General features: G+C 22.1%; 1 protein-coding gene. It reads left to right on the top strand.

Annotation, left to right across the window (positions count from 1 at the left end; all coding sequences use genetic code 11):
- Positions 1-151 precede the first annotated feature (151 nt).
- The coding region (locus EPJ79_RS11380; protein ID WP_147739646.1) for a polysaccharide pyruvyl transferase family protein at positions 152-1,323 on the top strand (1,172 nt) is incomplete at its 3' end.

The raw sequence follows: 1,323 nt of genomic DNA, 5'->3' as shown, positions 1-1,323 counted from the left end.
CACTACACTACACTACACTACACTACACTACACATTATAAATTTTTTCGGCGATTTTTTCATTGCAGAAAATTATTTATTAAAGAATTATCTCAAAAACATAAAAGCATTTTCTATATGCAAACTCTGTTTATAAAAAGAGTGATATCGCTATGAAGAATATATTAAATTTTATTTTTTCAAAAAAAGACGAAGGCATTTATAGAACTTATAGAATTTTTGGAATTAAAATTATTACTAAACCTATAAGATTAAAACTTGATATGATAGAAAATCTTATATTTACAAAGATACAAGAAATTGAAACTAAATTAAATAATGACGAAATATTTTCGGATATGATTTTATATAAAGATAAAGAAAAGATTTTTTATTTAAAATCGGTAGATTATGAAAACACTGGAGATAACGCTATAGTTTACGCAAATATACAATTATTAAAGGATATTTTTCCGAATAAAATAATTTTGGAATATACTTTAAACGATATAGCGAGAGCAAATAATTTTATAAAAAAAATGATAACCGAAGAGGATATTATATTTATGCCAGGCGGAGGAAATTTAGGAAATTTATATTTAATCGAAGAAATTGCAAGAAGACAAATTATAAAATGTTATAATAAAAATCAAATTATAATTTTTCCTCAAACTATATATTGGACTGAAGATGAAGAAGGCAAAAAAGAATTAGAAATAACTAAAAATATATATAATTCGCATAAAAATCTTACCATAATGACGAGAGATGAAAAAAGTTATAAATTCGCAAAAGAACATTTTAATTCAAATATAGTATTATGTCCTGATTCTGCTTTTTATTTATATAATAAAATAAATATAAACGAAAAAAATAGAAACGGCGTTATTTTTATTTTGAGAGACGATAAGGAAAAAATATTGGACGGCAATTTAATAAATAATGTTCAAGTATATTTGAATTCCATTAACAAAAATTATTTTTTCTATGACGAATATATGGAAAAATATAAAATAATAAATAAATCGGAAAGAGAAGATTATATATTTGAAAGGTTAAATAAAATATCGGAATATGAATTATGCATAACCGACAGACTTCATGGACTTATATTTTCTTATATAACGAATACTCCGTGCATAGCTTTTAATAATATTGACAATAAAGTTGAAGGAACGGCAAAATGGCTTGAAAATGTAGAATGGATTTATATGGCAAAAGAAAAAGACGATATAAATTCTATAAAATTAATTATAGATAAATATTTATCTAAAAATTTTAATAAAAATGAAATTATATTTGATAACAAAATGAGGGAAATTATAAAAAATTTTATTAAAGTTTA

The organism is Brachyspira aalborgi, assembly GCF_008016455.1.
In the GTDB taxonomy this organism is placed as follows: domain Bacteria; phylum Spirochaetota; class Brachyspiria; order Brachyspirales; family Brachyspiraceae; genus Brachyspira; species Brachyspira aalborgi.
This window is presented reverse-complemented; position numbering and strand designations above follow the sequence as displayed.